Origin of the sequence: Microcoleus sp. N9_B4 (assembly GCF_036701635.1) — a bacterium.
Taxonomy (GTDB): Bacteria; Cyanobacteriota; Cyanobacteriia; order Cyanobacteriales; family Microcoleaceae; genus Microcoleus.
Genome location: NZ_JAUBRC010000004.1, coordinates 160512 through 184565, shown reverse-complemented (window position 1 = coordinate 184565; position 24054 = coordinate 160512). Strand labels below are relative to the sequence as shown.

At 46.8% G+C, this 24054-nt stretch carries 23 protein-coding genes; 13 read left to right on the top strand and 10 right to left on the bottom strand.

What is annotated here, in order from left to right; genetic code table 11:
* Window positions 1-243 precede the first annotated feature (243 nt).
* Complete coding sequence (locus tag QUA43_RS04295; RefSeq protein ID WP_333371320.1) at window positions 244-1929, top strand: DNA repair helicase XPB; 1686 nt, start codon at window positions 244-246, stop codon at window positions 1927-1929.
* Here the strand turns inward: QUA43_RS04295 and QUA43_RS04290 are convergent.
* From QUA43_RS04290 to QUA43_RS04275, 4 genes are all read right to left on the bottom strand, one after another.
* Window positions 1926-2180 carry a hypothetical protein gene (locus QUA43_RS04290; RefSeq protein ID WP_333371318.1) on the bottom strand — a complete coding sequence of 85 codons (255 nt, stop codon included), beginning with the start codon at window positions 2178-2180 and terminating at the stop codon, window positions 1926-1928. The genes QUA43_RS04295 and QUA43_RS04290 overlap by 4 nt on opposite strands.
* Window positions 2149-2355: a hypothetical protein gene (locus QUA43_RS04285; RefSeq protein WP_006631417.1), complete on the bottom strand. Its 207-nt coding sequence runs from the start codon at window positions 2353-2355 to the stop codon at window positions 2149-2151. Before QUA43_RS04285 ends, QUA43_RS04290 begins: the two co-directional genes overlap by 32 nt.
* A gap of 5 nt (window positions 2356-2360) precedes the next feature.
* Complete coding sequence (locus QUA43_RS04280; protein WP_333371316.1) at window positions 2361-2780, bottom strand: GIY-YIG nuclease family protein; 420 nt, start codon at window positions 2778-2780, stop codon at window positions 2361-2363.
* Window positions 2781-2995: 215 nt separating this feature from the next.
* Complete coding sequence (locus QUA43_RS04275; protein WP_333371314.1) at window positions 2996-3772, bottom strand: GIY-YIG nuclease family protein; 777 nt, start codon at window positions 3770-3772, stop codon at window positions 2996-2998.
* A gap of 255 nt (window positions 3773-4027) precedes the next feature.
* On the opposite strand from QUA43_RS04275, the gene QUA43_RS04270 reads away from it, so the two are divergent.
* The 3 genes from QUA43_RS04270 to QUA43_RS04260 all read left to right on the top strand — a co-directional run bounded on the left by QUA43_RS04270 (window position 4028) and on the right by QUA43_RS04260 (window position 6905).
* Window positions 4028-4204: an element excision factor XisI family protein gene (locus QUA43_RS04270; protein WP_333371387.1), complete on the top strand. Its 177-nt coding sequence runs from the start codon at window positions 4028-4030 to the stop codon at window positions 4202-4204.
* A 274-nt stretch (window positions 4205-4478) separates the two neighbouring features.
* A complete protein-coding gene (locus QUA43_RS04265) occupies window positions 4479-5624 on the top strand; it encodes an iron-containing alcohol dehydrogenase family protein (protein WP_333371312.1) in 1146 nt (381 codons plus the stop codon).
* Window positions 5625-5723: 99 nt separating this feature from the next.
* A complete protein-coding gene (locus QUA43_RS04260; RefSeq protein ID WP_333371310.1) occupies window positions 5724-6905 on the top strand; it encodes an aspartate aminotransferase in 1182 nt (393 codons plus the stop codon).
* A gap of 202 nt (window positions 6906-7107) precedes the next feature.
* On the opposite strand, the gene QUA43_RS04255 is transcribed toward QUA43_RS04260, so the two are convergent.
* The gene (locus tag QUA43_RS04255) at window positions 7108-8253 is read right to left on the bottom strand and encodes a hypothetical protein (RefSeq protein ID WP_333371308.1); all 1146 of its coding nucleotides are present in this window, start codon (window positions 8251-8253) and stop codon (window positions 7108-7110) included.
* A gap of 328 nt (window positions 8254-8581) precedes the next feature.
* Window positions 8582-9517: a diaminopimelate epimerase gene (dapF, locus tag QUA43_RS04250; RefSeq protein WP_333371306.1), complete on the bottom strand. Its 936-nt coding sequence runs from the start codon at window positions 9515-9517 to the stop codon at window positions 8582-8584.
* A gap of 311 nt (window positions 9518-9828) precedes the next feature.
* Here dapF and QUA43_RS04245 point away from each other — a divergent pair, with 311 nt between their 5' ends.
* Window positions 9829-10041, top strand: a complete 213-nt coding sequence (locus QUA43_RS04245; RefSeq protein WP_333371304.1) for an Hfq-related RNA-binding protein — start codon at window positions 9829-9831, stop codon at window positions 10039-10041.
* Window positions 10042-10198: 157 nt separating this feature from the next.
* On the opposite strand, the gene QUA43_RS04240 is transcribed toward QUA43_RS04245, so the two are convergent.
* The gene (locus tag QUA43_RS04240; RefSeq protein WP_333371302.1) at window positions 10199-12514 is read right to left on the bottom strand and encodes a cation:proton antiporter; all 2316 of its coding nucleotides are present in this window, start codon (window positions 12512-12514) and stop codon (window positions 10199-10201) included.
* Window positions 12515-13142: 628 nt separating this feature from the next.
* Between QUA43_RS04240 and QUA43_RS30790 the strand changes: the two genes are divergently transcribed.
* From QUA43_RS30790 to QUA43_RS04210, 7 genes are all read left to right on the top strand, one after another.
* On the top strand, window positions 13143-13292 hold the full coding sequence (locus tag QUA43_RS30790; RefSeq protein ID WP_445301947.1) for a glutathione S-transferase family protein: 150 nt from the start codon (window positions 13143-13145) through the stop codon (window positions 13290-13292).
* Window positions 13293-13327: 35 nt separating this feature from the next.
* Window positions 13328-14389 (top strand): NADH:flavin oxidoreductase/NADH oxidase, encoded by a 1062-nt coding sequence (locus QUA43_RS04235; protein WP_333371300.1) that lies wholly within the window; start codon window positions 13328-13330, stop codon window positions 14387-14389.
* A gap of 480 nt (window positions 14390-14869) precedes the next feature.
* Entirely contained in the window at window positions 14870-15775 is a 906-nt protein-coding gene (locus QUA43_RS04230) for a D-hexose-6-phosphate mutarotase (protein WP_333371299.1), read from the top strand.
* 332 nt (window positions 15776-16107) lie between these two features.
* Window positions 16108-17634 carry a phosphomannomutase/phosphoglucomutase gene (locus QUA43_RS04225; RefSeq protein WP_333371298.1) on the top strand — a complete coding sequence of 509 codons (1527 nt, stop codon included), beginning with the start codon at window positions 16108-16110 and terminating at the stop codon, window positions 17632-17634.
* A 52-nt stretch (window positions 17635-17686) separates the two neighbouring features.
* Window positions 17687-17914 carry a hypothetical protein gene (locus QUA43_RS04220; protein ID WP_333248460.1) on the top strand — a complete coding sequence of 76 codons (228 nt, stop codon included), beginning with the start codon at window positions 17687-17689 and terminating at the stop codon, window positions 17912-17914.
* Window positions 17915-18517: 603 nt separating this feature from the next.
* Window positions 18518-19459, top strand: coding sequence for a M23 family metallopeptidase (locus QUA43_RS04215; protein ID WP_333371385.1), 942 nt, complete (start codon window positions 18518-18520; stop codon window positions 19457-19459).
* A 208-nt stretch (window positions 19460-19667) separates the two neighbouring features.
* Window positions 19668-20204: a late competence development ComFB family protein gene (locus QUA43_RS04210; RefSeq protein ID WP_006631395.1), complete on the top strand. Its 537-nt coding sequence runs from the start codon at window positions 19668-19670 to the stop codon at window positions 20202-20204.
* Window positions 20205-20613: 409 nt separating this feature from the next.
* On the opposite strand, the gene psb29 is transcribed toward QUA43_RS04210, so the two are convergent.
* Window positions 20614-21327, bottom strand: a complete 714-nt coding sequence (gene psb29, locus QUA43_RS04205; RefSeq protein WP_333371383.1) for a photosystem II biogenesis protein Psp29 — start codon at window positions 21325-21327, stop codon at window positions 20614-20616.
* Between the two features lie 339 nt (window positions 21328-21666).
* Here psb29 and QUA43_RS04200 point away from each other — a divergent pair, with 339 nt between their 5' ends.
* The gene (locus tag QUA43_RS04200; protein ID WP_333371296.1) at window positions 21667-22287 is read left to right on the top strand and encodes a chromophore lyase CpcT/CpeT; all 621 of its coding nucleotides are present in this window, start codon (window positions 21667-21669) and stop codon (window positions 22285-22287) included.
* Between the two features lie 245 nt (window positions 22288-22532).
* Here the strand turns inward: QUA43_RS04200 and QUA43_RS04195 are convergent, their stop codons facing one another.
* Entirely contained in the window at window positions 22533-22895 is a 363-nt protein-coding gene (locus QUA43_RS04195; protein ID WP_006631392.1) for an STAS domain-containing protein, read from the bottom strand.
* 57 nt (window positions 22896-22952) lie between these two features.
* Window positions 22953-23996 carry an oxygen-dependent coproporphyrinogen oxidase gene (gene hemF, locus QUA43_RS04190; RefSeq protein ID WP_333371294.1) on the bottom strand — a complete coding sequence of 348 codons (1044 nt, stop codon included), beginning with the start codon at window positions 23994-23996 and terminating at the stop codon, window positions 22953-22955.
* Window positions 23997-24054 lie beyond the last annotated feature (58 nt).

Genomic DNA, 24054 nt, shown 5'->3' with positions numbered 1-24054 from the left:
ACTCGCGCCAGGGTGAAGCAGGAGGATACAAATCCTGAAATTTATTGCAGGGACAATCGCCCGACTGCTTCACTCCTACAAGTATCTAAAATAGTTTCCTTCTTCCCGATCGCATTTGAGACAAGCCTAATAATTAATCCGTGTATCCGTGTTAATCCGTGTAGTGCATTCCTTCTTCCCTCTTCCCTCTTCCTTCTTCCCTCTTCCCTCTTCCTTCTTCCTTCTTCCTTCTTCCTTCTTCTTATGAATTATGTTCCCGAAAATGCTTTGATCGTGCAAAGCGATCGATCGATCTTACTAGAAGTTCACGCCCCCACAGCACAACAGGCGCGAGAAGCGATCGCCCCCTTTGCGGAATTAATCAAAAGTCCCGAACACATCCACACCTATCGCATCACGCCCCTCAGCGTGTGGAATGCGCGGGCGGCGGGAATGCCAGTTGAAGACGCGATCGCAGCTTTGCGAAAGTATGCCAAGTATCCCATTCCTGACTCCGTAGCGCAGGAAATTGAACTGTTGGGGGCGCGGTATGGATTAACTGTAATTGAAAGAATCGATGCGGCTAGCCCCGATTTACAACTGCGAATTGCCGATTTGCCCCTAGCGGAATTGCTGGTACGGGACGATCGCGTTAAACCAATGTTGGGCAAGCGCATCTCGGATCTTTGCTTTCAAGTCGATGCCGGGAATCGCGGCGTACTCAAGCAAGCTTTACTAGCAGTGGGCTATCCGGCAGAAGATTTGGCTGGATATGTCGAGGGTGCCGAATTAGGGATTTCTTTGCGCGATCGTACTTTAACAGATTTGCCCTTTAAGTTGCGTGCTTATCAACAAGAAGCAGCAGAGGCATTCTATCAGGACGGGGAGGTAAAAGGTGGAAGTGGGACGATCGTCCTACCCTGCGGGGCTGGTAAGACGATTGTGGGGATGTTAGCGATGAGTTTGGTAAAGCAAAAGACACTCATCCTCACCAGCAGTTTGACTTCAGTGCACCAGTGGCGCAGGGAAATTTTAGACAAAACGAGTTTAACTGAGGATGCGATCGCTGAGTACAGCAGTGTCACCAAACAGACGGCTGCTGTCACCCTATCGACTTACCAAATGCTAAGTTATCGATCGAATAAAGATGATGAATTCCCGCATTTCGAGTTGTTTAATGCCCAATCGTGGGGACTGATTATTTATGATGAAGTCCATCTATTACCTGCACCGATATTTCGGATCACTGCTGAATTACAAGCACGACGCAGGTTAGGTTTAACTGCAACATTGATTCGCGAAGATGGGAAAGAAGGCGATGTATTCACCTTGATTGGGCCCAAGCGCTATGATGTACCTTGGCGCGAATTGGAAGGACAGGGATTTATTGCCACTGCCAATTGTACGGAAATCCGCGTCGCCCAAAATGAGGCAGAAAAAATGGAATATGCCCTAGCGCCCCGCCGCAGCCAGTTTCGGATTGCTGCGGAAAATCCGGGTAAGTTGGATGTGGTGCAAAGTTTGTTGCAAAAGGAAGCGGGACATCGTATTTTAATTATTGGTGAGTATCTCGAACAGTTGGATGCGATCGCCAAAATTACCGAATTGCCTCTGATTACGGGGAAGACAAAACAGGCAGATCGCGATCGGTTATACGAAGCATTCCGCCACAAAGAGATTCCCGGATTAATTCTATCTCGCGTGGGCAATTTTGCCGTCGATTTACCCGATGCCGATGTTTTAATTCAAGTATCGGGAAAGTATGGTTCTCGCCAAGAAGAAGCGCAGCGCCTCGGACGAATTCTCCGCCCGAAATCCGACGGACATACTGCGAGTTTTTATACATTAGTATCGCTACAAACTTGCGAGGAAGATTTTGCCCGACACCGCCAACTGTTTCTGACTGAACAGGGCTACAACTATCGCATAGAAGTTCAAAAAGATGCTTAGTCGGCTTTTTTCTGATTTGAATAGCTGTGTTTTTCTAGAATGTGGGAAAGGGGGGGAGCGATCCCAAGAAGTTGCGGGCGATCGTGTTTCACCTGTCGGGATAGAAAAATGTAACGTTCCGGTTGAGTGGCTAGAATTAACTTTTCCATCGCCACCAATATCCTTCGGTAGTCCGCTCGAACTGGGTTGTTAGACCGCCGCGATCGCCACTTGACGCTGTTATTGTCCGCGTCCTGGTTTGCAATCTGCAAAACCTAATGCCTCCGTGTCAAGGAAACTAGCGATCGCCATCTCAATGACGGCTTCGATTGGATATTCAATTTCAGCAGCACGAGCAATTAGGGCAGCACGAATTCGTTCAGGAAAACGTCCTAAAATAACTTCGGCATCAGCGAGGGAAAGTTGCTCTTGAAGTTTGGCTTGCATGGCATTTACATCTCAGTTGGAATTTGGACATTGTAAGGGGGTTCAGTAGCTCTTAGAATGATGGCTTCTAGCTCCAATAGTAACGCAGGGTTCTGCCAGTGAGAAATTGTCTGTACTGCAATCCGTATGTCTTCATCGCTATATTTATCGAGCCATGCCCACAAAAAAGCTTTGTGCCCACCACTGAAGCGACCTCGTAAGCTCTTGGTTTTACCGATGTAGAGCAATCCATCAGTTCTGTGCCTGATTGCATAAATGCCAGGACGCGCAGGAATGCTCTCAAACCCACGGGTCAAGGGTTGACATTGCTCAAAAGGAATGAAAGCAATCGTGTCTAGAATTCTTCGCGCTTGGATTTGTAGGTCAGAATCATTCGTTGGCATGAAGGCAAGAAGGCTAATTGCACAGAAATCATAATCCCACAAATTCTGTTACAACCATCATAAACTAGGAATGGTTTCGTGCGCGATCGCACAGAGAAGGCGATCGATCCCGATCTGATTTGAGTCTTGACAGTGCCTGTGTTTTTCTAGGATATGGGAAAGGGGCGAGCGAGCGATCAAAGTTGCGGGCGATCGGGTTTCACCTGTCGGGAAAAATGTAAAGTTCCTGTTGAGCGACTAAAGACGTTATGTCATCCTCAGAAATCATTTGGCTCGACGGGTTCGACCTCGTAACCTTCTACACTTGGTATACGAGCATCTTCTAAAATCAACTCGTCATAGCCTGAATTGGTTACTTCTGGCTCATCTCTACAACTTTGGGAGTCAAGCACTATATTGTAGCCAACCTCATATTTATAGGATTTAATAACTAAACTATGTACAATACCGGGCTGATTACGCCATAAAACCCGTGTACTGGGAGGATAGTAAACTATATTATCTAGTGGTGGAACCTGCATTATAAAATCCTTATTTTCTAAAATTTTAATTAGCTCTTCTAGCTTTTCAGGTGGCAACTCAAACCACTCGCCTCCTACTCGATACTCGTGAAAAGCTTCGTGTAAAAGACTTTCAAATTTAGGTGCATTTTCAAAAAAAGAAGAGCAAACAAATAAATGTTTAACTGGATCACCTGTTTGCAGTTCCCGCATCCTTTTTGCAACTTCCTTAGCAATGCCTATTTTGTAATATTTGTTCGACTTTAGAACATAAATAAATTTATCGTCATCAGTTACTTTCTCATCGGATTGAGTGAAGAAAGGTAAATGAGCCCAAAACCAGAACTCTCCCTTCTCATCTGGAGGAAATTGGTCAAAGTATCTACCTAAAGCTTTCGCACATTTTCCCCAATGTGCACACACTAATGTACTAGGATATACACCTCTCGCAAAAATACCACCTGTTCCTTTTATCCAATAAGTTCCTTTGTTATCCTCAATCCGTTTTTTACAGACATGGCAAGTAGGTTTCAATCACTTACTCCTTTGTTACTGCCTTAAATTTTAAGTTGCAATTTGGCATATTTTAGCTAACCCAACACAAATCTGTCGATACTTGTATCCAATAAACAAGCTTGCGGCTATTTCCTACTGGTAACTCCGCAGTCGAACGTATAATTGTGTCGCAGACATTGTACAATACATCATATAACCACACAATACCCCAAGTTGCTCATGTATGTCAAACCCTTCTTACTCCCCGTCAGACTCTCCTTTTCTTAATGAAGCATTGACACGATTCTGTTTCATGCTGGTTTAGTCGATAATCAAGTTGTAATTGAAGAGGATAACTGCGAGGAAGGTTTAAGCCAATTACTGATTGAGGCTGGTATAAAAGCAGAGCATATCGTGACTAGCTCCTTCCTTGACAATAGCGATCGACAAAGAACATATCAAACACTGTAAAGCTTCTCAATCTACAATTGTTATGCTGAAGCAAAGCATCTGTCCTTTCAGCACTATGCAACATACATTATTAAAACGATCGAATTGGAAGTCTACAATTGGGTGAATACTCGCGCTCGCCCCTCAACTCCCCCCTCCCATCCCCCAACCCCGCACAATACTTAATAAAAACTTTACAAAACTTACCCGATCGCCCAACATGGGTTAGAGTTATCCTATAAAATCCAGCAATCCTGCAAAGCGTCAACCTTCTCGTCACTTATCCAGTGGTTCGATGACTCAAACCCAAAGCACTAAAACCGCCACCCCAACTGCAATTTATTCCTTGACAATTGCTCCCGCCTGTGTATTGCGGGGTCGATCGGCGATCGCACAAGCCGGAGATGCGATCGCCCGTTTCGGAAAGCGCCCGCTAATCGTCGGCGGCAGCAACTCCCTCGCCGCCGCCCAACCCTACCTGCAACCAATCCTCGAACAGCAGCAGTTAAAATCCGCCGAAACAGCATACGGCAAAGATTGCAGCGAAACCAGCCTCGAAACCCTCCGCGCAGCAGCCCAAACGCATGAAGCCGATTTCATCATCGGTGTCGGCGGCGGCAAAGCCTTAGACGCAGCCAAACTCGTCGCTTATCAGTGCAAAATCCCGATCGTCACCATACCCACATCAGCAGCCACCTGTGCCGCTTGGACAGCCCTTTCTAACATTTATTCAGAAGAAGGTGCATTCCAATACGATGTCACATTAGCCAGATGTCCCGACTTATTAATACTCGACTACGGCTTAATTCAAACCGCACCACAGCGGACATTAGTAGCAGGAATTGGAGATGCGATCGCCAAATGGTACGAAGCATCAGTCAGCAGCGGACACTCGGAACAAACCCTGATTATTTCGGCCGTTCAACAAGCTAGAATACTGCGCGATATATTATTCCAAAAATCAGCCACCGCCCTCAAAGAACCCGGTAGCGAAACCTGGCAAGAAGTCACAGATGCAGCGGTATTGCTAGCAGGAGTAATCGGCGGAATTGGCGGCGCCCAATGTCGCACCGTCGCCGCCCACGCCGTCCACAACGGCCTAACTCATCTATTAGCAAGTCACGGCACATTGCACGGCGAAAAAGTCGCCTACGGCATTTTAGTACAACTGCGACTAGAAGAAATGCTGCAAAACAATCAACTCGCCGCTAGCGCCAGACAGCAACTGCTAAAATTCTACGCCGAGATTGGATTACCCCAAACTTTAGACAACCTAGGACTCGGAGACATTACCATAGCAGAATTGCAGCGCGCCGCCGACATAGCCTGCAATCCCAATTCCGACATCCACCGACTGCCTTTTAAAGTTGTTCCCCAACAATTAATGGCAGCGATGGTTTCTACCACCGCACCTGTGGGAGAATTAAAGATTAAGAATTAAAACAGTTTGTAGTAAGGACTAAAGTCCTGAAAAGGCTGTGCTAGCAAGGATGAAAGTCCTTACTACAAACCAGGAAAACTGACAACTGACAAAAAATAAATGACCTTGGATTGGATTACCCCTGCTGACAGGTTGCAAAAACTACCGCCCTACGTATTTGCCCGTCTCGACGAACTCAAAGCCCGCGCCCGCGAACAAGGACTCGATTTAATAGACTTAGGAATGGGAAACCCCGACGGTGCCACTCCTCAACCAGTAGTAGAAGCCGCCGTCGCAGCCATCCAAAATTCTGCAAATCACGGCTATCCACCCTTTGAAGGAACTGCCAGTTTTCGCCGTACTATTACTAAATGGTACAGCCGCCGCTACAACGTTGAACTCGATCCAGAAAGCGAAGCATTGCCTCTGTTGGGTTCTAAAGAAGGTTTAGCACATTTTGCGATCGCCTATATCAATCCAGGGGATTTAATATTAGTACCAAGTCCTGCTTATCCCGTATTATTTCGCGGCCCAATCATCGCCGGTGCAAAAGTTCACAACATCATTCTCAAACCAGAAAATGACTGGGTAATTGACTTAGCCGACATTCCCGACAGCGTAGCCGAACAAGCCAAAATACTCTACTTTAATTATCCCAGTAATCCGACTGGAGCAACTGCACCCCGCGAATTTTACAAAGATATTGTTGCTTTCGCACACAAACATCAAATCTTGCTGGTTCACGACTTGTGTTATGCGGAATTAGCCTTTGACGGCTATCAACCGACAAGTTTATTAGAAATTCCCGGCGGTAAAGAAATCGGTGTCGAATTTCACACCATGTCCAAAACCTACAATATGGCAGGCTGGCGCGTCGGTTTTGTAGTAGGAAATAGCAAAATTATTCAAGGTTTGCGGACATTAAAAACTAACCTAGATTACGGTATATTTTCCGCTTTGCAAACAGCAGCAGAAACAGCACTGCAATTGCCGGACAGTTACTTGCACGAAGTGCAGAATCGTTACAGGACTCGCCGGGATTTCATGGTGGAAGGATTGGCAGAATTAGGGTGGAATATTCCTAAACCTCTGGCTGCAATGTATCTGTGGGTTCCCTGTACTCGCGGCATGAGTTCGACTGATTTTGCCCTGAATGTTTTGCAGCAAACGGGTGTTGTGGTGACTCCTGGGAATGCTTTTGGGCCGGGTGGCGAAGGATATGTGAGAATTAGCTTGATTGCAGATTGCGATCGACTGGGAGAAGCATTGCGGCGTTTGAAACAAGCTAATATTCGATATTAGTCAGTAGTCAGTAGTCAGTAGTCATTAGTTAGTGGTCATTAGTTAGTTGTTATTGGTGATTTGTAGGTTGTTAGTTGTTATTGGTTATTTGTTATTTGTTGTCGATCGTAACCAATTATTAACTACCAAGGACTAATGACTAATGACTAATGACTACTGACTGCTGACTAATGACTACTGACTAATGACTAATGACTACTGACTATAACGCTTTAATTTCCTCAATCACCCAATCAAAAGTTTCCATAACTTGCTTCAGTGCAGATTCATCTTGCAAAGTAAACAAAGCCAGACTCGGCGACCTTCTCTCGCCCGGTTCTGTAGGTAGCGACAGACCGATCGAACTCAGCTTACTTCTCAATTCCAGCCAATTTTGTTCCGCATTAAACGGCGGCTGGGAACCGTAATTGTTAGCAGAAATCTCCATTCTGCCAGCAATATCTACAGTGAATAACTGATAGGGTTTTCTTCCCTTTTGAGGCAATTGAGCGGCGAAACCGCCGTAGGCGTCCCCCGTTCCCCAGTGGATTTGAACTTCGGGTTCTTGACTTTTCGCCCAAAGGTAAATTGCTTTTGCCATTTGCGCCTCGTCCGCGCCTCGTCTAGCTTTGATTTCCGCAAAAAATGAAGATTCATCCCAGCGCCTTCTTTCGCGCGTTGCGCTGGATTTTTTCTGCTGTGCTTCGGCTGTCTGACCGATCACTCTGGGAACCAGCGTTTTCAAACCGTCTTCACTTACATACTGCTTAATTTCCAGGGCTAAAACTTCAACTGGGTCCATTTGTTCGTTGAGAAATTCCACAACTCGGCGCATTTCAGCGGAAATCTCGTCAGCTACAAACACTAAGCGAACTTTACCCGCTTGCAAATTAGTTTTAACCTTCTGCCAAAATCTTTCTTCATTAGCATTTGCACCGAGAAACTCTTCAAAAATCTGTTCGGGATCGCGACCCCGATCGCGACAATTAGCTTCAAACAGAGCAATAATTGAATCGATCGGCCAGTAAAACAACGCATTAGCAGCATAGTCGATCGACTGACCCAAAACTTTTTGCCGGATATCAGCATTAGGAGTTCGCCGGACATCAACCAAAGTAGGAACGGCATTTTGGTCGAGAAACAAATGATCCAGCGACCACTGCACCGCTGTTTCCTCATCGCTGGCCACTGCTGCTTCCCGCGAAATTAACAGCCACCTGCGCGGCGTCGCCCGATCGATTTGGTCTCCCGCGATCAAATTGGGATAAGTTACTAGCAAGTCTTGTAACTGGTCTTCCGAGTCGTAGGGCTGTTCCATCATTTCTACCAGCCTGTCGTCGTCCTGAATCAGATAAATACCTCCAGCCATGCCAGCCCACCTACTTAATTTTAGATTTTAGATTTTAGATTTTAGATTTTAGTCATTAGTCCTTAGTCATCAGTCATTAGTCATGAGATTTTAGTCAGTAGTCAGTAGTCAGTAGTCATTAGTCCGCAGCCAATTAGTTCTCAACGGGGAAGACCTTAGTCAGAATTCAAGAAAAATTTTGAATTATCCAATTTCAATTTTTTGTCAATTATACAAAAAACTGCCTTAAACCACCCATAGATGACTGATGACCAATGACTGATGACCAATGACTAATGACCAATGACCAATGACTAATAACTAATGACTAATAACTGATGACTGAGGACTAATGACTAATACAACCAGTAAATACTCGCTGTGCCGGCCCGGTCATGTAAATCCGCCCAGAAACTTCTGCCCATTCGATTTCCAAAACGCCGCCGGGGAGTTCAACCGCAGTGGCCCGATCGCACTTCCCTACCAACACCCCAGCTACCACAGCAGCACAAGCACCAGTCCCACAAGCTAGAGTAACACCCGCGCCTCTTTCCCACACCCGCATTTTTACGTAATCCGAACGTATCACTTGAATAAATTCGGTATTGGTACGCTGCGGGAATGCTTTGTTGTGCTCGAATTGAGGCCCGACAGTTTCTAAAGCAACAGCCGCAACATCCTCTACAAAAGTAATGCAGTGAGGATTGCCCATACTGACGCAGGTAACAGACCAAGATTTATCAGCAACTTCGATCGGCACATCAATAACTTTGGCATCCGATGCAGCCAAAGTTGTCGGAATTTCCGCCGCCAGCAGCCGGGGAACCCCCATATCCACCTTCACCTGACCGTCCGATCGCAATTCGGTGATAATAACGCCCGCACCTGTGTGAATCCGGTACTCAGTGTTAGATTCACTCCCCCCCTTAGCAAGGGGGGGTTGGGGGGGGTGAATTTCTTTCGATTCACTCCCCCCCTTAGCAAGGGGGGGTTGGGGGGGGTGAATTTCTTTCGATTCCAAATCGGCGATAAACTTAGCCAAACAGCGAATCCCGTTGCCGCACATTTCCGGTTCCGAACCGTCGGAGTTAAAAATCCGCATCGTATAATCAGTGTCGTTTTGACCCGGAAGAGCAAATATCACACCGTCTGCGCCAATCCCGAAATGTCGATCGCACAAATCCACAGCTTGTTCTGGCGTGATCACTGGTTCTGACGAGTGGCGATTGTCAATCAGAATAAAATCATTTCCCAGTCCGTGATACTTCGCAAACTCGATCGGCATAAAAACAAACCTCTTTTGGTTAAAACTGATTCGATAATTTGCTGACCAAATTACCCATTTCCCAGTATTATAAAACTTTATGCAATTTATAGTCCTTTCTACTGAAATATAAACAATATAATTTTTATAACTCCACAGGGATATCTAATTAATGCTGATGTCAATGGCTCAATGAATATCGGTCGAAAAATAGCGGCAAACTGGTTTATCCCTCCTCGGCTAGACGCGCTTGTAGTTGCGGCAGTAAGGGTTAAACGGTATAAACAGAAGAATATGGTTTAAGGTAATATTTGACTATATTTTTCTGAACTATGTCTGAATTTGAAACCGGATTGCCCAGTGTTCGCTTAATACAAAGCTACATCAAAGACAAAAAACAGGTGGAGCTCAAACTCCTGACCGGCGACTTACTAGCGGGCAGAATTTTTTGGCAGGATAATAGCTGCATTTGCCTCCTCGATCCCTCAGAAACACAAATTCTGATCTCGCGGCCAGCAATTGCTTATCTCAAACCCAACGGCTGAGGAGAGTGGGAGAGAGAGAGGGGGAGATTGGGAGAGAGGGAGAGGGGGAGATTGGGAGAGGGAGACAGTGGAACAAATCTTCCTTCTTCCCTCTTCCCTCTTCCCTCTTCCTTCTTCCCTCTTCCTTCTTCCCTCTTCCTTCTTCCTTCTTCCTTCCCTAATCGCTAAACAGCTTTTCGCTGACTTGGGCCTTGACCAAAGGCAGCTTTAAAGCAGGTTGTGGCATCGGTGGTGAGGCCGTCCGCTGCATCAAGCCGAGCTCGTAGAAGCCGCCGCACAGCAGCAAACGATCGCCTTCTTGCAAATTGCTAGTTCCGTCCGGCCAGCGAGTAAATTTCCCTTCCCGGCGGATCGCCCGCACCTGCACCCCGTACTGGGTTAGCAAATCTACCTCTGACAGTTTTTTGCCCGCCCAAGGGCTGTTTGCTGGCAGCCTCAGCCACTGGCAAGAACTGTCGCCCTGCGGCACAGCAACTTCCCCCTTCGCCAGCAACTCAAAACTGATGAGTTCTTCCGGTTCTCCCACTACAAAAAGTCGATCGCCCGACAGCAAAGCTGTCTTGCCGTTAGGATAATCAATTTCCTCGCCATTCTCGCGGACGATCGCCATCACACTGACTCCTGTCAACTGGCGCAGGTTAGTTTCTTCCAGAGTCATGCTGGCGATGGGAGAACCCGACGGCAAGCTGTACCACTCGCTGTTCATATCTCGAACCGCCACTTTCAAATCCCGCGAAATCGCCAAAGGTTCGCGCGGTGGCCGCAATTCCAGATAGCGGCTGCTGCGAATTTGCTGCACATCTCGCCCGATCGCCATTGCCGAAAGTCCCATGCCAGCCAGCAAGTGGGAAGACAGTTCTAAACTCGCCTCAAACTCCGGCTGCACGACTTCCCAGGCCCCCAGTTGGTAAAGCAGTTCGATGTCTTTATCTTGGTTCGCACACACCACAATATCCAAATCCGGGACTAATTCTAAAGCCCGCTTCAGACACAAGCGAGTGCTCATGGGATCGGGAAGGGCGATCGCCATGGCTTTTGCCCGTTCCACCCGCGCGGCTTCCAATACGTGCAAGCTGGCAGCATTCCCGTAAATGTAAGGAATTCCTTGCATTCTGCAATCTTGAATTCTACTTTCTGACTCGTCGATCACCACAACTGAACAGTTGCGGCTTTGCAGCATTTTGACTAAAATTCTGCCGACTCGCCCGTAGCCGCAAACCACAACATAATTTTGTTCCGGCAAAGTTTCAGCTATTGCCACAGGTTGAGATGTTTCGTCAAAATAGCGCTGTAAAGGCCCGAAATTTTCTGCCCATTTCAATAACTGGGGAACGCTTCTCAACACAAACGGAGTCAGCACGAGGGTGACTGCTGTCGTTCCTAAAATTAACAGGTAAACGTTCCGCGAAACCAGCCCCATAGCTTGGCCGGAACTAGCGAGTACAAAGGAGAATTCTCCTATTTGAGCTAAGCCCAAACCTGTGATTAATGCTGTTTTGAGCGGATAGCCAAATAGTCGGACGATCGGCGTTATAATCAAGAATTTGCCGACAAATACTATAAATACCAGTCCCAGAATTACTTCTAGATGGTTCCACAGAAACATCGGGTCAATTAACATTCCGATGGTGACAAAAAATAAGGATGCAAAAATATCTCGCAAAGGCTCAACATAAGTTAGAGTTTGGTCGGCATATTCCACCTCCGAAATCATTAAACCCGCCACAAATGCGCCCATCTCGATCGAAAAACCCAAATATTCTGTCAGCAGTGCAATCCCTAAAGCCAAAACCACAACTCCCAGCAAAAACAGTTCCCGACTTTCTGTTTTCGCCAGGTAGCGCAGCAACTGCGGTACCAGCCAAATGCCCGCGACTACAGCACCGATAGCAAATAACCCGATCCGCAGCAGGGCCCACGCTACCGTCATGCCGATCTCTTCTGCTGGCTGATTGAGTGCCGGCAAAACTGCTAGCATTAGCCCCAAAGCCAAATCTTGAACTACTAATATTCCCAGCATGACTTGACCGTGGGAAGTACCGGATTCATTGCGCTCCATCAAGCACTTGAGTACAACCGCAGTCGAGGAAAGCGACAGAATCGCTCCTAAAAACACGCCTTGAGCGGGCGATTCTACCCAGCCTACAGCCAAGGAAATTGCAGTAGTAATGGCGATCGTCAGCACAATTTGCAAGCCCCCCCCGCCCAAACTAATGGTTTTAACTTTCTGGAGTTCGGCGAAAGAAAATTCCACTCCCAAGGCAAACAACAGAAAGGCAACCCCGAATTCAGCCAGGGTGTCTACCTGAATTAATTCTTTAATCAGCCCCAAACCGGCCGGCCCAACTACGATCCCTCCCAGCAGGTAGCCGAGAATTACCGGCTGTCGCAACAGCGATGCAAAGAGTCCTCCTGCTGCGGCAGCAGCGAGAACTAGAACTAAGTCAACGATCAGTCGGAAGTCTTCTTGCACAACTTTATGAAAAAAATATAAAGTTATATTATAGTATCTAATGTGTGGACTATGTTTGGCGCGTTGACTATAGTTGAGCCACAAGCACAATGGCCACCCTTGACTAAGGTATTTTTTCATGGCACAGAGTTCAAGTCTTCACAAAAAGCTTAACCTCTTGCACGTTTATCGAGGGATTGCGGCTGTGTTAGCGGTAATGTTTTACCTTAACGAGATGAGCGCCGAGAGATTAAATCAAGTTACTTTTTTTAAATTTATTTCAGGCTGGGTGGAGCGGTGTTGATTACTTTTTTGTATTGAGCGGTTTTATCATGGTGTATGTTCACCGATCGGCGATCGGTAAAAAAGACCAGTTAAAATCTTTTTTAGTCAAACGTGTCGTGCGGATTGAGCCGATATAGTGGATAATTACTCAGGCACTTTTGTGTCTTTTTCTAGTAATCCCCGGTTTTGCTAACAATAAAGATTTAGGTTTTAGACAAGTAATTTTGTCGTTGCTCTTGATACCTCAAAATGACTTGTCCATTCGGGATGTAGCTTGGAGAAAGCTGCCGTCGCACCTGTCAAGACTGCACTGGAGGCGATCGACTCCCTAACTGTAGGACACCCGTATTAGCTCGGTGACGAACTGAGCATTGCCGATTTCTACCTAATTCCGGTCTTGACCTACCTATCGCAGGCCCCAGAGTACAAAGCAACGATCGCTCAAACTCCGAAACTGCGGACTTGGTGGAATGAGCTCAGTCAACTTCCCAATGTGAAGAAAGTCTGTACTTGACATCTGTGCATTTTATAACTCACGCATTTACAACCATGTCGCATTTATTTGAGCCATTCGATCAACGTGGCGTTACCTTCCGAAATCGCATTGCAGTTTCTCCCATGTGTCAATATTCAAGCGTTGATGGATTCGCGAATGATTGGCATCTGGTTCATCTCGTCAGTCGAGCCGTAGGAGGGGCAGGGCTGGTGATGACTGAAGCAGCGGCAGTCGAGCCTGAAGGACGAATTACGCCACAAGATTTGGGGATCTGGCAAGACGCTCACATTGAAATGTTGGCGCGAATCGTCGAGTTAATTCACCGCAACGGTGCGGTTGCAGGAATTCAACTTGCTCATGCAGGTCGAAAAGGCAGTACAGCGCTTCCGTGGGAGGGCGGCGATGTGCTTTCGGAATCTCAAGGAGGATGGACTTCGATCGCCCCTAGCGCCATTCCATTTGAACCCGGTAGCCCCGCCCCGATAGCTCTGAGTATCGAAGACATTCAGAAGCAGACGACACTCTTTGTGAACGCAGCCCAACGCGCCCTCGAAGCCGGATTTGACGTAATCGAGATTCATGCCGCTCACGGCTATCTACTGCATGAATTTATGTCTCCCTTGAGCAATCAACGGACTGATGACTATGGCGGAAGTTTTGAGCATCGCATCCGGTTCCTATGTGAAGTCGTAGAAGCGGTGCGAAATATTTTGCCGGATCAAACACCGCTTTGGGTTCGCATCTCTGCAACCGATTGGGTTCCAAATGGTTGGGATATTGAACAAAGTATTGCACTCAGCGATAAATTAAAGTCACTGGGCGTTGATTTAATCGATTGTTCATCAGGCGCAATTGTACCGGGTGAAAAGATTCCGACGGGTGCAGGTTATCAAACTATTTTTGCCGATCGCATTCGACGCGAAGCCAACATCGCCACCGGAGCCGTTGGTATGATTACTGCACCCGCGCAGGCTGACCACATCATCCGTACAGGTCAAGCAGATATGGTATTACTTGCCAGAGAACTGCTGCGCGATCCTTATTGGCCGATGCGGGCTGCGAAGCAACTACGTCAATCCGTTCCTGCTCCTATTCAATACGATCGCGCTTGGTAATTAAGCGAATTTGCGATCGTCGGTTTTACACAAATCCACTAGGAATAAATTTTTTAGTGTTTCTGTAAACCAGTCGCTCAATAAAGGCTTTTTTGATGCGGCCTCAAGTACAAGGCAGGTTCCCATTGCCGTGACGTGATTCGATGCGAACGCTAGCGGATGCAGTCACTCGGATAGCGCTCTTTGGCTTGTTTTAGGCGCATTTCTGGCAATTGTCACCTGAAATCACCCTCGAAGAGATGCGGAGTTTGGCGGCTGCGCCGTGTTTTGATGAACTGCTGCATTAGCTGGCTGACGGAGAACTCAGCAAGGCGATGTGCGATCGAACGCACATCGCCTTGCGATCACTTGGCACTCCCAATTCGTTTCTCTGAGTGCATGATTGTGTTGATCGCACCTTCCCCCGTCCAACCCAACAATCTAATCAATCTGGCAACCATAATATCGGATAATTGTAAAGCAATTAACTAAGCTAACAGCATGAGTATTGACCAGTTAAACACAGACTACGGCATTGCCGGCCACCTCACCTTCGCCATGGGAAACGGTGGTTTCCCGATGATTCACATCGACAACGGTCAAGCCAAAGCCTTAATTTCTGTGTATTCCGGTCAAGTGCTCTCCTTTCAACCAGCCACCGAAACCACAGACTTGATGTTCCTCAGCGACAAAGCCTACTATGCAGAAGGGAAAGCCATCAAAGGCGGTATACCCATCTGTTGGCCCTGGTTTGGCCCAGATCCCGAAGCCTTGGGGCGTCCGAGTCATGGGTTTGTGCGGAATCGCCTCTGGAATGTGCTAGAAACCGCCACAACCCCCGACGGCGCCACCAAAGTCACTCTCGGACTCAAGGATACCGATGAAACTAGAGCAATTTGGCCCCAAGCTTTTGAACTGGCGATCGCAATTACGATCGGCACCAGCCTCAGTGTAGAATTAATCACCCGCAATCTAGGCGATAAAGCATTTCCCCTCACCCAAGCTTTCCACACCTATTTCCAAGTCGGGGATATCAACCGCGTGCAGGTTTTAGGTTTAGAAAATAGCCAGTATCTTGATAAAGCGGATGGTGGTGTCGAAAAAACTCAAGTAGGTGCAGTGGTAGTAACAAGTGAAGTCGATCGCATTTATCTCGATGTCACCAATGAATTAGTCATTGACGATAGCGCCCTCAATCGCCGGATTCGCATTAAATCATCGGGTAGTAAATCCGTCGTAGTGTGGAATCCCTGGGTGACAATTTCTGCAAATATGGCCGACCTTGATGATGCAGATTATCAGCGTTTACTCTGCGTAGAAACGACCAATGCAGCTACAGATATTGTGGAAGTTCCCCCTCATGGTGAGTTCCGCTTGCAGGCAATTTACAGCGTTGAACGCGACTAAGAAATTAGAGCTTAAGCTTAGCGGTGATGGGGCCAAAATTCTCAGTAAGCGGTTCAACATTTCAATTGGATATTTTGGGCGTTGCTCAAATCCCACCCACAAGACTGGGATTGTTTCTTTAAATACAACTTAAATGCCGATTAGCTGATTGAATTGAAAAACTCTGTCACCGTAATGACTAATAATACCAAATCCTAGATTTCTCCCGTCTTTATTTCTTAGTCTGTGAAAGAAGTTCGGCGAAGCTGAGTCGAACCGTCTAGCGGCAAACGAAAGTTTGTACGATCACTTTCTACAGCCGACTCCTATTTTTCTACTAACTATCAATTATTATGCAAATCTTCAACTGGACAAAACTTCAAAATGGATCAGACATTCGCGGTATCGCCCTCGAAGGCGTTCCCAATGAAAAAGTCAACCTAACGCCCGAAATTGCGACAATCTTAGGTAAATCCTTTGTCAGTTGGCTGGTGCAAAAAGTCAATAAACCAGCGACAGAATTAACGATCGCGATCGGGCGTGACAGTCGCCTATCAGGGCCAACCTTAATGCAAGCTGTCATGGAGGGAATCGCCTCAGTTGGTGCAACAGTGTACGACTTTGACATGGCCTCAACCCCCGCCATGTTTATGAGTACCATTACCCCGGGTTTTGATTGCGACGGCGCGATTATGCTCACTGCTAGCCATTTGCCATTTAATCGAAACGGCTTAAAGTTTTTCACTGCCAAAGGTGGGTTACAAAAGCAGGATATTACAGATATCTTAACACTAGCCCAAAGCAATTATTTTCAGCCAGCCTCATCGCCCGGTCAGATTACAAAGCATGATTTTATCTCAGTTTATGCTAACCAATTTGTCACAAAGATTAGGGAATCAGTAAATCATCCCGATAATTTTGAGCAACCACTAACAGGATTAAAAATTGTTGTGGATGCGGGCAATGGTGCTGGCGGTTTTTATGTTGATAAAGTCTTAAAACCTTTAGGTGCAGACACCACCGGCAGTCAGTTTTTAGAACCAGATGGTACTTTTCCCAATCATGTGCCAAATCCCGAAGATAAACAGGCAATGCAGTCGATTTGTCAAGCGGTAATTGAACATCATGCTGATTTTGGGATTATTTTTGATACCGATGTCGATCGCAGTGCGGCCGTGGATCAAGTGGGCAAGGAACTCAATCGCAATCGCTTAATTGCCTTGATTTCGGCGATCGTATTAAAAGAACACCCAGGCTCTACCATTGTCACGGATTCTATCACCTCCGATGGCTTGACACAATTCATCGAACAGGATCTAAAAGGGATTCACCATCGCTTTAAACGCGGTTACAAAAATGTGATTGACGAGTCGATTCGCCTCAATGAAGCCGGACAGGAATCATGGCTGGCGATTGAAACCTCTGGACATGGAGCTTTGAAAGAAAATTATTTTCTGGATGATGGCGCTTATTTGGTCAGCAAATTATTGATTGAATTGGCTAAGTCAAAGCTAGCAAACCAATCTTTGCCAGATTTAATTGCGAATTTAAAAGAACCCGAAGAAAGTGCAGAATTTCGGATTAAACTTGGTGTAGATGATTTCAAGGCTCACGGCGATCGCGTTATTGAACAACTGCAACAATTTGTCTCAACGCAAGCAGACTGGAAAATAGTTCCCAATAACTACGAAGGTCTGCGAATTTCCTGCACGTCACCTAGCGAATCCGGCTGGTTTCTGTTACGCTTATCACTCCATGATCCGGTGATGCCTTTGAATGTTGAGTCTAATGTTAAGGGTGGTGTTGCTCACATAGTGGCTCGGCTTTTAGCTTTTTTCCAAACCACAGAATCCCTGGATTTTTCGGCACTATCGATCTAAGTTTTACTCGTGCCAGACTATTACTAAACCCAACCAAAGGAGGAATTTAATCATGTGGCTTTTAATCATAAAATGTTCTGCTGCAAGCTGGGATACCCATTCCAAAGCTTTCAAAGCGATCGCTGATAAATATCCCGCTACGCCTCTTTCTTCCAAAAAGATGAAAGGCGATGCTCAACGCATTATGGAATATCAGCTTGAGGATGTCAATGATGTAGAGGAATTTATGGAAGAATGCTTGACCTTAAATGGTTTCACCGCTACCTTTGAATCCCTATAAATTTAGGTGATAAGATTATAGCCATTCTCAATTTTTATCTCATACAATTTTAGATGTGAGATTTTAAAATAGGGAATCAATACTATTTTGCCAAAAACAGGCTACAATAGACCTCTTGCAAAAATGCTGAGACCCCTCCCCAACCCTCCCCGAAGTCGCGGGGAGGGAGCCTAATTTTTCTTGCTTCCCCCCGCGGCTTCGGGGGGACTGAGGGGGGTGAGTTTTTGACTTTTGCAAGAGGTCTAATAACTAGAGAGTTTGAGGAACATTCTCGGCAAATAAACGGCCAAGAAAGAATTGATTTAACAGCAGAGGAGTTAAAGATAATTCTGTTGTGGCGCCGTGAACTATAACTAATACCAATTATTAAAAGTTATGCAACAGTAGCTAGGACTGATAAAATATAATCCCATCCGCTTAGAGATGAAGAGTGTTTCTGTTGAAACTTGGGTTCTCCTAGATTTGTAGTGGAAACGGTAGTGTGAGCGTCTAACTGAAGCGGGCTTTCCTCCCCGCACTACAGGAATTTTTATTGCGGATTGCTAAAGTTAGTGTAGATAGTTAAAAATATATCAGCGAGAGAAAGGTTAAGGACTGCTAGTGATGGTAATGACTGTGAATCGAGACAACTGCGGGCCAAGTACGGAAATAATTACAGGTCGGATTTTGCGGTGGGGGCAGTTGAAAGCAAACAAGCTAACCGCCAGTTCGATCGGGGGAATTGTTGCTGGCCTTTTAAGTTTTGCCCTGCCGGTACAAGCTTTGCAGGTAGTTGTGACGCCGGCCAATCCCCAACTGGGAGATACGCTGTCAGTAATGATTCAGGTTGACGGTAACGGCGGGGAAACTCCAACAGTTTCTCTACAGCAAAAAAACTACCCCGCATTTCCGATCGGCAACGGCCGCTTTCGGGCCCTGCTGCCGACGACGCCGGTAGAGAAATCCGGTGCTCGCCAAATCCAAGTCGCAGGTGATGGACAAGTGCAGAACTTGAGCGTGCAAGTGCGATCGCGAAATTTTCCCACTCAATCCATCTGGCTACCGCCTGGGAAAGACGAGGAAGGTACAGATGCCGAATTCGATCGCGTAGACGCATTTAAAGCACTGGTGACACCCGAAAAATTTTGGGATGGCAAATTGTTGCGCCCCAACTCCGGCGAAATTACTACTATTTACGGGGTGCGACGTTATTATAATGGGGTATTTGCTCAAGACTACTACCACCGCGGCGTTGATTACGCGGGTGCTTCCGGTTCCCCTGTAGTGGCACCAGCAGCAGGTCGCGTGTCTCTAGTGGGACGTGAATCTCAAGGCTTCAAAATCCACGGAAACGTGGTTGGTATCGACCACGGTCAGGGGGTAGCAAGTATTTTGATGCACCTCAGCCGGATTGATGTCAAGGAAGGCGATGTCGTGAAAGCCGGTCAAGTAATTGGTACTGTGGGGTCAACAGGGGCTTCCACAGGCCCTCACCTGCACTGGGGACTTTACGTGCATGGGCAGTCCGTCGATCCTGTACCTTGGCGGCTTCAGGGAGTTGAGTAGGAGTTTTTACAGGTTTTGACGGATTTATCAGTCAATTATGGGGTAAGTTTGTGGCTGGGGTGTGCAGATAACTGTGATGGGTTATCAGTATTGAGTTAGGATTTGTATAAAATTTCTCAACTCAACTCTCAAAACTCGAATCTCAAGACGCTAACAATCGCGTCTTCACAAAACTTTATTGATGATGCCGTTGAGCGGGGACGCATATATGAGTATTGAAAAAATTGTTGAACAGGCTTTGCAGGATGGCTATTTAACGCCGTCTATGGAAGCTGAGGTGGGACGGATATGCAATACGGCTTCGGAATTGTCGATCGAAGAGTACATGGCTCTCGATCGTCTGATGGGCTCTTTGTTGACTGGCGAAGTTGTGGTTCTGCCACGCAAACAGTTCATCAACGTGATGGAAGAATTGGTGCTCAGCGATGCGATCGCTAGGGTGGCAGAAATTGAGGCGACGAGCGACCTGAGTCTGGATGTGGGAGATATTGCAGCTTATGCTTTAAATAGGCTGCCACCTCTGTACGCTACGACGGAAGAGGGAGCTCACTTTCAAAGGGCTAGGGCTAAAGAGCAACTTCACGATTTGATTTCCAAAGAAGTCAACGCAGCGATCGCCCGCAACTTGGATAGGCCCGACACCCCAAACCCCACAGCTTTGGGCAAGTCTTCGGGAAACGAAGTTCTTTCACAGCTAAGCACTTGGCTGCAAGCTAACGCCACTAATTTTGAGCCACAGCCTTAGTACCACCCCAACAACTCTATTTTGATTAAGTAGATCCCGCTCAATTCAGAAAGCGGGATTTTTAGTTTCTGAGCCAGCAAGATTCATCTGATATCAATTCCGGTTGCACCGTCCGTGATTGTTGACTGTTGACTGTTGACTGTAGAAGGAGGGGTGGAAAAACTGAATGGTTGAGTGTTAACTGTTGACTCGATTTTATTATTTTGATGCAACCGGAAACGATATGAAGGCAGAAGCCAGAAGGCAGAAGCCAGAATTCAAGAACAAAAAATTAAAATTTAAGAGTTTTCTTTATTTCTTACCTAAAACAAAAAATTCTCTCCTCCTTCTTCCTTCTTCCTTCTTCCTTCTTCCTTCTTCCTTCTTCCTTCTTCCTTCTTCCTTCTTCCTTCTTCCTTCTTTCAAACGATTAATTGCTGCTGTCAGAAGACTCAGCCGAAGGGCCAGCGGTAACTTTTGTCTCTCGCTTTTCGCGTTTTTTCCGTTCCGCTTGGATGACATCTTGAAGCACTATTCGCGCTTGAGCCATTTTTTCCAAATTGCTGCGGTACAAATCTAAATCTTTGCTAACTTTGTCTTCTGGGAGGTGCAAGGCCGCACTGACTTTAGCGATCGCGTCGTTTCGCGTTTCTTGGTCTTTTACTAAGTTAGGGTCAGCTTTTTCTAATAGCGAGAACAAACCGATCGCGAATAAGCGGCTGTATTTAAATTGAGGGTTGGTGGCGATCGCCCCTAAAGACGCTTGCAAATCCGCTGTATCTTCAAAGCTGATCGAGCGATCGAGCCACGAGAGCAACTCTTGCCCGGAAAGTCGATCTGCCAAGTTTTCCAATCGCTGAGCGTCTTGCTTGTAGCGATCTGGATTGTCTTCTAGGGACTTGCACAAAGCGTTAAAAATCGAAAGTCTGTCGGCTTCTGGGGCGTACCCAAGCATGAATCGATCGAAAGCTGTCACTACACCCAAAGCATAAATCGGGTCGTATTGAAAATCGGCATTGGCCGAAAGCAAGTGCATTTCTACCATCAACTCTTCCACCACTCGACGGTAAATTGAGTTGATCGGTCGAGTGTGAATCGTATAGAAACTTCGCTTAGTATCTGAAACAGTACGGTTATTGTTCACCTGAGTCTTATAGATAAATAATTTTGCCGTAGCGGGCGTGCCAGCGCGGCGTGAGTAAAGTCGGGGAGTCAATTCTGCGATCGGGCTGACAAAGATTGCCAGTTTTTTAAGCGTTGCCGCCGGATTGCGAGACAAAATTTTATCAAAAATATTTTACGCGCGATCGGCAGCAACAATTAATATGTCGCAATAGGAGGGTAAAACCCCAGTATCTTTACAATCATAGCTCTTCTGGGATCGCTCATAAATCTAATCTTCTGACTTGCCCAGCCTTGATATGGTCTTACATATCATAACAACTTTTCCTTGTCAACCCTAATCGTGAAAAATCAAACAAACATGACAATTTCTCCTGAATTAATAGCTTTAGCCCAGTACATGGCGGGCGAATTTGACAACCGGGAACAAGCGCTAGCAGAGCCGGCGTGGTACGTCCACCTTCGTATGTGGCAAAGACCACTACCCGTTCCTTTATTTTCCGAACCCAGCATTGCCCTGTTTGCCGAACAAGCCAACATTCTGGAATTAGACAAGCCATACCGCCCCCGCATCGTGCAACTGAGGCACTCACAGATAGCGCCAGGACTGATTGAAGCTCAGTATTATATGTTCAAGGATATCGCAGCCGTCAAAGGAGCCGGTTGCAACCCCGACTTGCTTAGAAAGCTAACGAAGGAGCAAATCCAACTCCTTCCCGGCTGCACCCTCTCGGTTGCAGTGGAAAATTTAGCCTCAAACAGCTATCGATTTCGCGCATCTTTGCCGGAGGGCACTCGCTGCGGCTTTGCCTACGGGGGGCAAAATTACCAAGTAGACTTGGGATTTGAAGCCGCAGGCGAGGAATTTCTCAGCTACGACAAAGGAATAAGCCCCACGACAGGCAAGGCTATCTGGGGAGCTTTAATGGGTCCTTTTAGATTTGTCAAGCGTCAGGATTTTGCTGCTGAGATAGGCGTTTGAAGTAAGAAGCAACAAGAAACAAGAAAGAAAGATTTAGCTATCTAGGATAGAAGGCAAGACTTTACCTTGACCTATTCTTCTACTTTAGTGTTTTGGTGAACCTCTCAACCTTTCTACAAAGGAAGAAAGCATAAGGAAGCTGGCAAGAATTTACCTGCTTCCTGTTCTTGTGCAGGGCTCCGGCGCATTTTGTGAGCCTCAAGCTTAAATTGCGCTTACACCGCAACCGATGCAAGCGGGAGTGGTCAACTTGCGCGCGGCACCCCCTCTAGAGCTTCTTCTTCCGTTTCAAAGATTTCAAACACAGAATCCATCATGGTGACTTCAAACACCAGTTTGGCTTCGGGATGAACATTGCAAATGCGGAAACTTCCCTTAACTTTATCCGCATCCCGCATACCTGCTACAAGTGAGGTCAGGCCAGAGCTATCGATAAAGTTAACCTGACCAAGATTCACTACAACATGGCGGCTAAGTTTGGAAATACACTCTTGCAACTTGAGGCGGAATTGCCAAGCTGTAGTGATGTCCAACCGTCCTGTCGGTGCTAAGACGATAACTGTTGTACCGTCTTGAAGCGTGTGGGTTTTTTGATCAATATGAATCACTGACCCTTCCCTCAAATTTATTATCTATCGCGGTGGTTACTGTCCCAGTAGTTTAACTCAGGTCGGTGACTGCTGAGGCATCCAATTCGCCCAATCTTGCGGTTTTAAGAACTTGGAGTAGAGTTCGGCTTCGGGAGAGTTGGGTTCTGGCTCGTAACAATATTCCCAGCGTACCAAAGGTGGCAGGGACATCAGAATCGATTCGGTGCGTCCGTTGGTCTGTAAGCCAAAGGTCGTGCCTCGATCGTACACTAAGTTAAATTCAACGTAACGGCCGCGGCGGTAAAGTTGGAAATTACGCTCGCGATCGCCGTATTCTTTCGATCGGTGCTTTTCAATAATAGGAGTGTAAGCCGGCAAAAATGCCCGGCCGCAATCCTGTACGAAGGCGAACAGCGACTCCCAAGTTCTAGGTTCCGGCGCCCCAATGTTGTTGCTGCACTCAGCGGCCTTGCCTTTGACATTATGGTCGCGGTAAAGCGCGCCTTGAGCGCTTTGGTAGTCAAAAAACAGACCGCCCACGCCACGGGTTTCTTGGCGGTGAGGGAGGTAGAAATATTCGTCGCACCAGAGTTTAAATGTCGGATAATATCCGGGATGGTGGCGATCGCAAGCCGCTTTCAGAGTTTTGTGAAAATGAGCTGCATCTTCAGCCAACGGGTAATAAGGAGTCAAATCCACACCGCCGCCAAACCACCAAATCGGGCCGGCCTCAAAATAGCGGTAATTCAAGTGAACCGTAGGCAAGTAGGGATTGCGGGGGTGCAGCACCATCGAAGTTCCCGTTGCATAGAAATCGTGACCTGCAGCTTCTGGGTGCTTTGCCAGAATCAAAGCCGGCAAACTTTCGCCCCAGACTTGGGAAAAATTGACTCCCCCTTGTTCAAAAATATTGCCTTCGCGCATGACGCGAGAACGTCCGCCGCCGCCTTCTGAGCGTTCCCAAGAGTCCTCCTTAAATTTGCCAACGCCATCGAGCTGTTCGAGGGATTGACAAATTTCGTCTTGTAGGCTTTTCATAAATTGGCTGACTCTAGCTCTAGAGTCAGCCGGCGGCAAAAACGGGGAAGTGGCTGTTTTAAGTGTTGTAGAAACTGTCATAAAATTTTCTGTTGTCAGATTTGAGTTTTAGATGGGCGATGAATCCCAAATCCAGTCG

What these genes read in the sequence shown, in the direction of transcription:
- QUA43_RS04295 (WP_333371320.1), top strand. Translation starts at nt 244, where the DNA reads ATGAATTATGTTCCCGAAAATGCTTTGATCGTGCAAAGCGATCGATCG.
- QUA43_RS04285 (WP_006631417.1), bottom strand. Translation starts at nt 2,355, where the DNA reads ATGCAAGCCAAACTTCAAGAGCAACTTTCCCTCGCTGATGCCGAAGTT.
- QUA43_RS04265 (WP_333371312.1), top strand. Translation starts at nt 4,479, where the DNA reads ATGACTCAAACCCAAAGCACTAAAACCGCCACCCCAACTGCAATTTAT.
- QUA43_RS04260 (WP_333371310.1), top strand. Translation starts at nt 5,724, where the DNA reads ATGACCTTGGATTGGATTACCCCTGCTGACAGGTTGCAAAAACTACCG.
- QUA43_RS04255 (WP_333371308.1), bottom strand. Translation starts at nt 8,253, where the DNA reads ATGGCTGGAGGTATTTATCTGATTCAGGACGACGACAGGCTGGTAGAA.
- dapF (WP_333371306.1), bottom strand. Translation starts at nt 9,517, where the DNA reads ATGCCGATCGAGTTTGCGAAGTATCACGGACTGGGAAATGATTTTATT.
- QUA43_RS04245 (WP_333371304.1), top strand. Translation starts at nt 9,829, where the DNA reads ATGTCTGAATTTGAAACCGGATTGCCCAGTGTTCGCTTAATACAAAGC.
- QUA43_RS04235 (WP_333371300.1), top strand. Translation starts at nt 13,328, where the DNA reads ATGTCGCATTTATTTGAGCCATTCGATCAACGTGGCGTTACCTTCCGA.
- QUA43_RS04230 (WP_333371299.1), top strand. Translation starts at nt 14,870, where the DNA reads ATGAGTATTGACCAGTTAAACACAGACTACGGCATTGCCGGCCACCTC.
- QUA43_RS04225 (WP_333371298.1), top strand. Translation starts at nt 16,108, where the DNA reads ATGCAAATCTTCAACTGGACAAAACTTCAAAATGGATCAGACATTCGC.
- QUA43_RS04220 (WP_333248460.1), top strand. Translation starts at nt 17,687, where the DNA reads ATGTGGCTTTTAATCATAAAATGTTCTGCTGCAAGCTGGGATACCCAT.
- QUA43_RS04215 (WP_333371385.1), top strand. Translation starts at nt 18,518, where the DNA reads ATGGTAATGACTGTGAATCGAGACAACTGCGGGCCAAGTACGGAAATA.
- QUA43_RS04210 (WP_006631395.1), top strand. Translation starts at nt 19,668, where the DNA reads ATGAGTATTGAAAAAATTGTTGAACAGGCTTTGCAGGATGGCTATTTA.
- QUA43_RS04200 (WP_333371296.1), top strand. Translation starts at nt 21,667, where the DNA reads ATGACAATTTCTCCTGAATTAATAGCTTTAGCCCAGTACATGGCGGGC.
- hemF (WP_333371294.1), bottom strand. Translation starts at nt 23,996, where the DNA reads ATGACAGTTTCTACAACACTTAAAACAGCCACTTCCCCGTTTTTGCCG.